10 protein-coding genes and 1 pseudogene are annotated in these 10,362 nt (G+C 65.5%); 8 read left to right on the top strand and 3 right to left on the bottom strand.

Features of this window, described 5'->3' with window-relative positions; genetic code table 11:
- The first annotated feature begins 136 nt into the window (after positions 1-136).
- Positions 137-868 (top strand): hypothetical protein, encoded by a 732-nt coding sequence (locus BLX42_RS11905; RefSeq protein WP_115275530.1) that lies wholly within the window; start codon positions 137-139, stop codon positions 866-868.
- Between the two features lie 6 nt (positions 869-874).
- Here the strand turns inward: BLX42_RS11905 and BLX42_RS11900 are convergent, their stop codons facing one another.
- Positions 875-1,759: an alpha/beta hydrolase gene (locus BLX42_RS11900; RefSeq protein ID WP_046786013.1), complete on the bottom strand. Its 885-nt coding sequence runs from the start codon at positions 1,757-1,759 to the stop codon at positions 875-877.
- A 313-nt stretch (positions 1,760-2,072) separates the two neighbouring features.
- Here BLX42_RS11900 and BLX42_RS11895 point away from each other — a divergent pair, with 313 nt between their 5' ends.
- The gene (locus BLX42_RS11895; protein ID WP_046786014.1) at positions 2,073-3,029 is read left to right on the top strand and encodes an AraC family transcriptional regulator; all 957 of its coding nucleotides are present in this window, start codon (positions 2,073-2,075) and stop codon (positions 3,027-3,029) included.
- 95 nt (positions 3,030-3,124) lie between these two features.
- Here the strand turns inward: BLX42_RS11895 and BLX42_RS11890 are convergent, their stop codons facing one another.
- Together BLX42_RS11890 and BLX42_RS11885 are read right to left on the bottom strand one after the other, a co-directional pair.
- Positions 3,125-4,276, bottom strand: a complete 1,152-nt coding sequence (locus BLX42_RS11890) for an acyl-CoA dehydrogenase family protein (RefSeq protein WP_115274632.1) — start codon at positions 4,274-4,276, stop codon at positions 3,125-3,127.
- 16 nt (positions 4,277-4,292) lie between these two features.
- Complete coding sequence (locus tag BLX42_RS11885; protein WP_161871819.1) at positions 4,293-5,363, bottom strand: enoyl-CoA hydratase/isomerase family protein; 1,071 nt, start codon at positions 5,361-5,363, stop codon at positions 4,293-4,295.
- 283 nt (positions 5,364-5,646) lie between these two features.
- Between BLX42_RS11885 and mdcA the strand changes: the two genes are divergently transcribed.
- The 6 genes and pseudogenes from mdcA to BLX42_RS11855 form a co-directional block, all read left to right on the top strand.
- Positions 5,647-7,308: a malonate decarboxylase subunit alpha gene (gene mdcA / locus BLX42_RS11880; RefSeq protein WP_039602996.1), complete on the top strand. Its 1,662-nt coding sequence runs from the start codon at positions 5,647-5,649 to the stop codon at positions 7,306-7,308.
- A complete protein-coding gene (locus BLX42_RS11875; protein WP_256345812.1) occupies positions 7,308-8,246 on the top strand; it encodes a triphosphoribosyl-dephospho-CoA synthase in 939 nt (312 codons plus the stop codon). The genes mdcA and BLX42_RS11875 overlap by 1 nt, the downstream gene beginning before the upstream one ends.
- Position 8,247: 1 nt before the next feature.
- Positions 8,248-8,547, top strand: a complete 300-nt coding sequence (locus BLX42_RS11870) for a malonate decarboxylase subunit delta (protein WP_012314731.1) — start codon at positions 8,248-8,250, stop codon at positions 8,545-8,547.
- Positions 8,540-9,388, top strand: coding sequence for a biotin-independent malonate decarboxylase subunit beta (locus BLX42_RS11865; protein ID WP_046786019.1), 849 nt, complete (start codon positions 8,540-8,542; stop codon positions 9,386-9,388). The genes BLX42_RS11870 and BLX42_RS11865 overlap by 8 nt, the downstream gene beginning before the upstream one ends.
- The gene (gene mdcE / locus BLX42_RS11860) at positions 9,385-10,176 is read left to right on the top strand and encodes a biotin-independent malonate decarboxylase subunit gamma (protein ID WP_046786020.1); all 792 of its coding nucleotides are present in this window, start codon (positions 9,385-9,387) and stop codon (positions 10,174-10,176) included. The genes BLX42_RS11865 and mdcE overlap by 4 nt, the downstream gene beginning before the upstream one ends.
- Before the next feature lies 1 nt (position 10,177).
- Positions 10,178-10,362: pseudogene (locus tag BLX42_RS11855) on the top strand (phosphoribosyl-dephospho-CoA transferase MdcG domain-containing protein); the annotation flags it as partial.

Raw genomic sequence — 10,362 nt, 5'->3', positions numbered from 1 at the left:
TAGACCTGAGCAAGCCGGCGAGCAGGTGCACTGACTTGCGGTAGCCCCGCCATCGCACTTTTTCCGGTTTGCGGGCTCTATGCTTGGCCAGGCCGCGCCGATCCCCGGCACGGCCGCCGATTTCGACCCGGTGCCGATGGTTGCAAGCAAACCCGTATTCTTCCCGCGCCTGCTGCTGGCAGGCACACTGGTCTGCCTGGGCGCCTGCACCCAGCAGCAAGGCCAGGACATCGTCAGCCAGTTCGGCAACGGCAAGCCCAGCGAGCTGTTCCAGACCAGTGTCGACCGCATGGCGACGCTGGCCATGCGCGACAACCTGCAGAGCCTGTACCTGCTGATGAACAAGCTGTACCTGCGCAACCCCAGCCAGTGGAAGATGTCCGGTTACCTCGATGCCGCCACTGCAGAGCGGCAGATCCGCATTGCCATCGAACAGCGTCAACCCTTGGCGCAGCTTGGCAACCGTCGCGACCTCGTTGCCTTGAGTTATGCCCTGAGCCCGGAGTTTCGCGGTGACCGGGTCGGTGCGTTCATCTACGCCATCGGCAGCATGCTGATCACCGCACACGGTGGGCGAACCGAGTTCTACATGACGGACACCATCGACCCTTTGTTCGTCAACAACGCCGCTCGCAACATCGAAAAGGCCACCTGGATGCTCAGCCAACGCCAGGATGCCAATGGGGTATTGCTGTTATTTTCCAACGAGATTTCGCAGGAGGGCAGCAACCTGAGTTTTGCAGTGGAGTTCGGCAAGATCGTGGCGCGGCTGGATCTGCTGGCGCAACTGTTGGATGAGCGCTACCGGCGAATCGGGCTCAACTACGCGCAAAGCCTGTTGCTGATGAATTTCCTGCCGGTGCAGTGAACCCCGTTACAGCAATGCTTGAATCGCACGCTGATAGCGCTGGCCGGCACGGCTCATGCTGTTGTTGTGGCTGGCCCCCGGTACCAGCAACAAGGTTTTGGGCTCCTGCGCCGCTTCGAACAATTGCTGGCTGAAACGCGGCGGCACGAAACGGTCGTCGAGCCCATGCACCAGCAACAGTGGCAGGCCGACATCCTTGATCTTGTCCAGCGAATCGAATTTCTGCGACAGCAACCAGCGCACCGGCAGGGTGGTATCAGCCACGGCAGCGGCGACATCGCCCAGTGAGGTGAAGGTCGACTCCAGGATCAACCCCCGCGCCGGTGCTGTACCGCCGTCTTTCTGCGCCTGGCGCGCCAGGTCGGCAGCCAGCTCCACCGCCACTGCGCCGCCCAGTGAATGGCCAAAGATCAGGCGTTTGCCCGCATCGGGTTGCAGTTGGGCAAAACGCTCCCAGGCAATGCGTGCGTCTTCGTAAACTGTCGCCTCGGACGGCAGGCCGCCGCGGCTTTGGCCGAAGCCTCGGTAATCCACGGCCAGCACCGAATACCCCATGGCATGCAGCTGTTCGATGCGAAACAGCTGGCCGGTGAGGTTCCAGCGTACGCCGTGCAGGTAGAGGATGGCCGGCGCATCGGCGCGGCGGGCCGGCCACCACCAGGCGTGCAGGCTCTGATTGGCGGCGAAGCTGCGCGGGCGCAGGTCCAGTTCCTGCACACCATTGGGCAGGCCGCGGAACCAGCTGGCCTGGCCAGGCTCGATACGGAATACCAGTTCGCGTTCCTTGTGCTGCAGCACGGCGCAGCCGGCCGGCAGGCCGACCATCAGGAAGGTGGCACACAGCCAGGTGAGCCAGCGACGGCGCAGGTGCGTAAGGAAGTAGGTGGGCATGCGGTTTTTTAACAGATCCGCAGGTTCTGATGTGGGAAAAGTTACCGGGTGGACGTGCAGGTTGGTTGCAAGCTGTTTCGTTCGATAACCGCCCAAGCGCTGCTCGCGCCTGTCCGATAGCCGCCCGGCCAATCCGAACATCTCATTGCCCAACCCCCATCTTTTGCTTAGTGTGGGACCAAGCCACCGGCGGTCAGCTGCCTTTAGAAACCCGACCCCGGCCCGGTAGAATGACCGTGAACGACCGCAACCACAGGCCCCAGGCCAGTAGGGTGCGGCGCCCAGAACAAAAACGATGCCGAGTGCCTTGCCTATGGAAAGCCGCCTGCTGAGCGAGCGCAGTAGCGTGTTCCATCACGCCGACCCTTATGCGGTATCCGATTACGTCAACCGTCATGTGGGCCAGCACTGCATTGGCCTGTCGCGCACCACGCATCCGCAGGCCAGCCTCAGCCACCGCAAGTTCGCCGAGCTCGACCTGTGCCGCATCAGCTACGGTGGCAGCGTGCGGGTCACCTCACCAGCCCTGGAAACCATCTATCACTTGCAGGTGCTGCTTAACGGCAATTGCCTGTGGCGCGGGCATCAGCGCGAGCACCACCTGGTGCCGGGCGAGCTGCTGCTGATCAACCCCGACGACCCGGTGGACCTTACCTATTCCGAAGACTGCGAGAAGTTCATCCTCAAGGTGCCGACGCACATGCTCGACTCGATCTGCGAGGAGCAGCGCTGGCAACGGCCTGAGGGAGGGGTACGTTTTTTGCGCAACCACTACCGGCTCGAAGAGCTGGACGGTTTCGTCAACCTGCTGGCCATGGTCTGCCATGAGGCCGAGGTGAGTGATTCGCTGCCGCGGGTGCAGGGGCACTACAGCCAGATAGTCGCCAGCAAGCTGTTGACGCTGATGAGCACCAACATCCGCCGGGAAAGCCTGGCTACGCCGGGGGCCAGCCTGGAGCGGATCCTGGACTACATCGACCGCAACCTCAAACTGGAGCTGGCAGCCGAGACGCTGGCCGAACAGGCCTGCATGAGTGTGCGTTCATTGTATGCGTTGTTCGATCGCCACCTGGGCACCACGCCCAAGCAGTACGTACGCCAACGCAAACTGGAGCGGGTGCATGCGTGCCTGAGCGATGGCAGTTGCGCGGTGCGCAGTGTGACGGAACTGGCGATGGATTACGGCTTCCTGCACCTGGGGCGGTTTTCCGAGACCTACCGCGAGCGTTTTGGGCAGCTGCCTTCGCAGACCTTCAAGCAACGGCGCTGACTTGACGGGCACAATCGCTGGCAAGCCAGTTGCTCCCACAGGAGCCCTGCCAGCCTGGCGGGCAGGGCTTTACCTGTGGGCCCCAGCGAGGAACATCACAACGGATAGTGCTTCAACTCCCTGGCAATCAACATCCGCTGGATCTCGCTCGACCCTTCATAGATCTGCGTGATGCGTGCGTCACGGTAATAGCGCTCGACCGGGTAATCTTCCAGGTAGCCATAGCCGCCATGCACCTGGATCGCCATCGAGCACACCCGCTCGGCCATCTCCGATGCGAACAGCTTGGCCTGTGACGCCTCCGACAGGCAGGGTCTGCCTGCGCTGCGCAGACGTGCGGCATGCAGGATCAGCAGCCGTGCGGCATTGACCTGCACCTGCATGTCGGCCAGCAGGTTGGCGATGCTCTGGTGCTCGTTGATCGGCTTGCCGAACTGCACCCGGTCGCGGGAATAGACCAGCGCAGCCTCGAACGCGGCACGGGCGATGCCCAGGGCCTGGGCCGCGATGCCGATACGCCCGCCTTCGAGGTTGGACAAGGCAATGGCCAGGCCCTTGCCACGCTCGCCCAACAGGTTGGCGGCGGGGATGCGGCAATTGTCGAAGGTGACGGCGCAGGTGTCGGATGCGCGGATCCCCATCTTGTGCTCGCTGCGATCGACCTTGAACCCCGGGTTGTCGGTGGGTACCAGGAATGCGGAGAGGCCTTTCTTGCCCAGCTCTGGGTCGGTCACGGCAAAGACGATCGCCAGGCCCGCGCGGCGGGCGTTGCTGACGAACTGCTTGGCGCCATTGATCACCCATTGGCCGTCGATCAACTCGGCGCGGGTGCGCAGGTTGTGCGCTTCGGAACCGGCCTGTGGCTCGGTCAGGCAGAAGCAGCCGATCACCTCGCCGCTGGCCAGGCGCGGTAGCCATGCCTGCTGCTGCTCGGGCGTGCCATAGGCCAGCAGCGGGCCGCAGCCCACCGAATTGTGGATGCTCATCATCGCACCGGTGGCGCCACAGCCTGCGGAGATTTCCTCGACGGCCAGGGCATAGGCCACGTAGTCGGTGTAGCTGCCGCCGAAGTCTTCCGGCACCACCATGCCCAAGAGGCCCAGCTCACCCATCTTGCGCACCACGCCGTCATCGATCCAGCCGGCTTTTTCCCAGGCCTGGGCATGCGGGGCGATTTCGCCGCGGGCGAAGTCCCGGGCCATGTCGCGGATCATGATCTGCTCTTCGCTCAGTTCCAGGTCTTGCATCTGTGTACTCCCCGGCTCACAGGCCTTCGAAGAATTGGTCGACGCGCTGGCGTTGCAGGCCCGCCAAGGTCGGCGGGTTCCAGCGTGGCTGCTTGTCCTTGTCGATGATCAGGGCGCGCACACCTTCGATGATGTCGCCGTGCTGGAACCACTGGCGGTCAAGGTGCAGCTCCATGGCGAAGCACGCTTCCAGCGGCAGGTAACGGCCGCGGCGCAACATCTCCAGGGTAACCGCCATGGCGAGTGGCGAGCGGCTTTCCAGCTGGTCGGCGGTGGCCAGCGCCCACTGGTGGCTGTCGCCGATGCTGACTGCCCGCAGTTGCTCGATGATTGCTGCCATATCAGGCAGGGCGAAGAAGTGGTCGATGACCGGGCGCAGTTTTTCCAGCGGCGCGTCGTCCAGCACCTGGCTGCCCAGCTTCGCGAGCAGGTTTTGCAACGCCTTGAGCGGATGGGCGCCGAAGTCCAGTTGGTCGAGGCCTTCATCCAGTTCCGCGAGTTTTTCGCTTGGCAGGTACCAGTCGGCCAGCCCGCAATACAGCGCGTCGGCCGCCTGGATCTGCGCGCCACTGACGCCCAGGTAGGTGCCCAGCTCCCCGGGGATGCGCGAGAGGAAGTAGCTGCCGCCAACGTCGGGGAAATAGCCGATGCCGACTTCGGGCATCCCCAGCCGGCTGCGCTCGGTGACGATACGCAGGTCGCAGCCCTGTGCCAGGCCCATGCCGCCACCCAGGGTGAAGCCGTCCATCAGCACCAGCACCGGTTTGCGGTAGCGGTGGATCACCAGGTCAAGGGCGTATTCCTCGACGAAGAAGTCTTCGTGCAGCGTGTCGCCAGCCTTGTAGCTGTCATGCAGCGAGCGGATGTCGCCGCCGGCGCAAAAGCCTTTGGGGCCTTCGCCGCGCAGCACCACCGCTTGCACCTGCGGGTCATCGGCCCAGTGGTCCAGGTGCTGGCGCAGGCTGCGCACCATGTCGAGGGTCAGGGCGTTGAGGCCACTGGGGCGGTTGAGGGTGAGGTGGCCAATCTGGTTGCGGACCTCGGCCAGTACATGGGCCGTCGCCGAGGTATGAGCGTGCGCGGTCATCGCGTTCTCCCTGCTTTGTTATTGATTTTCCAAGTGAAGTCTGGAGTGCGCTGGAGGATCGGTGGATCCTGTCATGCAAAATTGCCCTGCACAATGGATATATCTGCAGGTGAGGCGTGCGTTTTTGCCATGGCTACGGCTTTGAGTTTTTCAGGGTCGTACATTGCAGGCAACCCCCTTGCAACCATTACCCTGACCGTAACGATCACGCCCCCAGCTTGATTGATCACCCAACCCCCGCGTCCTACTGTGCCCCCACGACAGCGAACCCGTGGAGTCACCCATGACCATAACGAAGAATCCACCGCCGCAATGGTCCAGGCGGCGCGCCGAGAAGCAGCGCCGTCTGGAGCGGGTCCGTCACCTGGCCGACGGTGTGGTGCTGCCAACCGAGCGCATCGTCGAGGCACTGGAGCTGTTGATCGCCCCAGGGGACCGGGTGGTGCTCGAAGGCAACAACCAGAAGCAGGCTGACTTCCTCTCCCGTTCGCTGGCCAAGGCCGACCCCGAGCGCCTGCACGACCTGCACATGATCATGCCCAGCGTCAGCCGTGCCGAGCATCTGGACCTGTTCGAACGGGGTATCGCCCGCAAGCTCGACTTTTCTTTCGCCGGCCCGCAGAGCCTGCGCATCGGCCAGTTGCTGGAAGACGGCCTGCTCGAAGTCGGCGCCATTCATACCTACATCGAGTTGTATTCGCGCCTGCTGGTCGACCTGATCCCCAATGTAACCCTGGTCGCCGGGTTCATGGCCGACCGTGACGGCAACCTGTACACCGGCCCCAGTACCGAGGACACGCCGGCACTGGTGGAGCCGGCCGCCTTCAGCGATGGCCTGGTGATCGCCCAGGTCAACCAGCTGGTCGACCGCGTCGACGACCTGCCGCGCGTGGACATTCCGGCTTCCTGGGTGGACTTCGTGGTAGTCGCTGACCAGCCGTTCTACATCGAGCCACTGTTCACCCGCGACCCACGGCACATCAAGCCTGTGCACGTGCTGATGGCGATGATGGCCATCCGCGGCATCTACGAAAAACACAACGTGCAGTCGCTCAACCACGGCATTGGTTTCAACACGGCCGCCATCGAGCTGATCTTGCCGACCTACGGCGAGTCGCTGGGCCTGAAGGGCAAGATCTGCCGCAACTGGACGCTCAACCCGCACCCCACGCTGATCCCGGCCATCGAGACCGGCTGGGTCGAAAGCGTGCATTGCTTCGGCACCGAACTGGGCATGGAAGACTACATCGCGCAACGCCCGGACGTGTTTTTCACCGGCCGCGACGGCTCGCTGCGCTCCAACCGCATGATGTGCCAGCTGGCCGGGCAGTACGCGGTCGACTTGTTCATCGGCGCCACCTTGCAGGTCGATGGTGATGGCCATTCCTCGACCGTCACCCGCGGCCGCCTGGCCGGCTTCGGCGGCGCACCCAACATGGGCCACGACCCCCGCGGCAGGCGCCACGCCACCCCGGCCTGGCTCGACATGACGGTGCCCGACACCTTGCTCGAACGCGGCCGCAAGCTGGTGGTGCAGATGGTCGAAACCTACCAGGAAGGCGGCAAACCGACCTTCGTCGAAACCCTGGACGCCGTGGACGTGGCGAAGAAGGCCGGCATGCCGCTGGCACCGGTGATGATCTACGGCGATGACGTCACCCACCTGCTGACCGAAGAGGGTATCGCGTACCTGTACAAGGCCCGCAGCCTACAAGAGCGCCAGCAGATGATCGCCGCCGTGGCCGGGGTCACCGCCATCGGCTTGCGCCATGACCCCAAGGACACCCTGCGCCTGCGCCAGCAAGGCCTGGTGGCCTTGCCCGAAGACCTGGGCATCCGCCGTACCGATGCCAGCCGTGAACTGCTCGCTGCGCGCAGCATCGCCGACCTGGTGGAGTGGTCCGGTGGCCTGTACAACCCGCCCGCACGGTTCAGGAGCTGGTGATGCAACTATTCGATCTGCAACCCTATGGTCCCCTTCACCGGGCCGGCCGCCCGCTTGAAAACTGCCCGATCCCTGTGGGGGCAGGCTTGCCGGCGATCAGGCCGGCACCTGAAAACGCCATTCCCCTTGCCGACCGGCTGGCCGACCTGGCCGTGGAAGCCCTGTTGGACGAGGCCGACCTGTCACCCAAGCCCGGCCTGGTGGACCGGCGCAGCAGCGGCGCGCACAGCGACATGACGCTGGCCCTTATGCATGCCTCGGCGCTTGCCCTTTGGCCTTTCTTTCGGCAAATGGCCGACGCCGCCCAGGCCCATGGCGAGGTTGGCCTGGCGCTGCGCATCGAGCTGGGCCGTATCGGCCGTGAAGGGGAGGCTGCGATGCTGGCCACCACCGCCGGAGTCAACACCCACCGCGGCGCGATATGGGCCCTTGGCTTGCTGGTGGCCGCCCGGGCCCTGGATGCCCAGGCTGACGCGAGTACCGTCGCAGCCCGTGCCGGGCGCATCGCCCTGATCGATGACCCGGCCGCCACCGCCCACGACAGCCACGGCACCCAGGTGCGCCACCGTTACGGCGCCGGCGGTGCCCGCGAACAGGCGCAACAGGGCTTTCCTGCCGTGATCGAACACGGCCTGCCGCAACTGCGCCGCAGCCGCGCCAACGGTGTCAGCGAAAACCACGCACGCCTCGATGCCTTGCTGGCGATCATGGCCGCGCTGAGTGACACCTGCGTGCTCTGGCGCGCCGGCCCCGAGGGCCTGCAAACGCTGCAACAGGGCGCCCGCCATGTGCTCGCAGCCGGTGGCAGTGCCACCCTCGACGGCCGCCGCCACTTGCGCCTGCTGGACACCCAACTGTTGCAACTGAACGCCTCACCGGGCGGTGCCGCCGACCTGCTGGCCGCCTGCCTGTTCCTCGACAAAGCCGGGAGCCTGTGACATGGAAACCCTGACCTTTCAATTCCCTGCCGCCGAGCCTGGCCGTGGCCGCACCCTGGTGGGTTGCGTCAGCTCGGGCGACCTGGAAGTCCTGATGGAGCCCGGCACGGCCGGCAGCCTGAACATCCAGGTGGTGACCTCGGTCAACGGCAGCGGCGCCCGCTGGGAGCAACTGTTCCAGCGCCTGTTCCAAGGGCGCACGTGGCCGGCGGTGAACATCGACATCCATGATTTCGGCGCCACGCCTGGCGTGGTACGCCTGCGCCTTGAGCAAGGTTTCGAGGAGATCGCCCATGACTGACACCGAACGCTTGCTGCAGAGCCGCAGCTTCGTCGAACTGGGAGCGCGCCAGCGTGCCCGCACCTTGCTCGACCCGGGCAGTTTTCGCGAGCTGCTAGGCCCGTTCGAGCGGCTGATGTCGCCGTGGTTGCCGCGCCAGGGCATCGTGCCCCAGGCCGACGACGGCGTGGTCATCGCCAAGGGCTTGCTCGGTGGCCGCAACACGGTCATCGCCGCCATCGAAGGCGCGTTCCAGGGCGGCAGCATGGGCGAAGTGGGCGGGGCCAAGATTGCCGGTGCGCTGGAGCTGGCCATAGAAGACAACCGCAACGGCATCCCGACCTGCGCCGTGCTGCTGCTGGAGACCGGCGGGGTGCGCCTGCAGGAGGCCAACCTGGGCCTTGCGGCGATTGCCGAGATCCAGGCGGCCATCGTCGAGCTGCGCCGCCATCAGCCGGTGGTCGGGCTGGTCGCAGGCTCGGTGGGCTGCTTTGGCGGCATGTCCATCGCAGCGGGGCTGTGCAGCCACCTGCTGGTGACCCGTGAGGCGCGCCTGGGCCTCAACGGCCCGCAGGTGATCGAGCAGGAAGCTGGCATCGCCGAGTACGACGCCAAGGACCGCCCCTTCATCTGGAGCCTGACCGGTGGCGAGCAACGATATGCCAGCGGCCTGGTGGATGGTTATGTGGCCGATGACGTCGACAGCATTCGCCAGCAGCTGCTGCAGTTGCTCGACGTACCCAGCGCCAACCGTGCAGGCCGCCACGCCTGGTACCTCGAGCGGCTTGCCAGCCTGGGCAATGACTGCCCGCAACTGGACGCCGCCGCCGTACGCGCCCTTTACCAAGGAGATGCCCCATGAACCGTGCCCTGAACTGGCTGCCAGGCCTGGCCGGCAGCGAAGCACTGCCAGGATATCCCGCCTCGCTGCGGGTCATCGACGGCGAGCTGGACAACCGCACGGCGCGCTTCATTGCCGTGGTGCCGGATGCGCACAACCCGTTCCCCCGGGCGCGCAACGGTGAAGTCGGCCTGCTCGAAGGCTGGGCCTTGGCCAAGGCGGTGAGCGAGGCGATTGAGCTGGACCGCGATGGCGAGAAGCGCGCCATCGTCGCGGTCATCGATGTGCCCAGCCAGGCCTATGGCCGCCGCGAGGAAGCCTTGGGCATCCACCAGGCGCTGGCCGCTGCGGTGCAGGCCTATGCCCAGGCACGCCTGGCCGGGCACCCGGTCATCGGCCTGCTGGTGGGCAAGGCCATGTCCGGTGCGTTTCTGGCCCACGGCTACCAGGCCCAGCGGCTGATTGCACTGGATGACAGCGGGGTGATGGTGCACGCGATGGGCAAGGCGGCGGCGGCGCGGATCACCTTGCGCAGCGTCGAAGAATTGGAAACCTTGGCCGCCGAGGTGCCGCCGATGGCCTACGACCTGGCCAGCTATGCCTCGCTGGGCCTTTTGTGGCGGCGCCTGAGTGTGGACAACGCGGATACCCCGAGCGCAAGCGATCTGGCCCAGGTGCGTGCGTGCCTGGCCGAAGCGCTGCGCGATATCGGCAACACGACCGACCTGACGTCACGGTTGGCCGGCGAGCACCGCAGTGCGTCCCGCGAAGTGCGTGCACGCTTGCGCAGCCAGTGGCAGGAGGCCTGAGATGAGCGCGCCGCAGCCACATGACCTGCTCTGGGGGATGACCCCGGCCGCGCTGCCTGTCGATGCCCCTGCCTGGGCCACGCAGGTACTGGCGGCCGGGCAGCCGGTGGTGGTGCGCCGTGCCTGCTGCGCGGCAGGTTGGGTGGCGGTGGGGCTGCGCGGGGAGGGGCGCGCGCAGCGCCTGGG

Origin of the sequence: Pseudomonas sp. SG-MS2, from assembly GCF_009933855.1 — a bacterium.
Lineage (GTDB): Bacteria > Pseudomonadota > Gammaproteobacteria > Pseudomonadales > Pseudomonadaceae > Aquipseudomonas > Aquipseudomonas putida_E.
The sequence above is the reverse complement of the archived record's forward strand: the minus strand, read 5'-3'. Positions and strand labels throughout refer to the sequence as shown.